The sequence below is a fragment of the Paraliomyxa miuraensis genome (assembly GCF_026337845.1).
Taxonomy (GTDB): domain Bacteria; phylum Myxococcota_A; class Polyangia; order Nannocystales; family Nannocystaceae; genus Paraliomyxa; species Paraliomyxa miuraensis.
Genome location: NZ_JAOVZF010000023.1, coordinates 1 through 238, shown reverse-complemented (window position 1 = coordinate 238; position 238 = coordinate 1). Strand labels below are relative to the sequence as shown.

The 238-nt window shown below is 70.6% G+C and carries 1 protein-coding gene; it reads right to left on the bottom strand.

Going from position 1 to position 238, the window contains the following annotated elements; genetic code table 11:
• Positions 1 to 238 (bottom strand): hypothetical protein (locus OEB96_RS00095; RefSeq protein ID WP_266213337.1); only part of this gene is annotated, 238 nt, incomplete at both ends.

Below are 238 nucleotides of genomic sequence, written 5' to 3'. Positions count from 1 at the left end.
CCCTCGGCCACGAGGCGCTCGTACTCGTCGGGCTCGATCAACGCGGCCACGTAGCCCTCGGCACGGTCGGCGTGCTCGAGCAGGTCGACCTCCGTGGCCAGGCGCTCGAGCGTCTCGGGGGTCTGATAGTAGATGTGGACGAGCATGGTGGCCTCGACCGGAGCGAGGCCGAGCGGCGCGCCCCCGCCCGAGGACTCGGAGGAGCCCTCGTCGGATGGAGCATCACCGTCGGTACAAC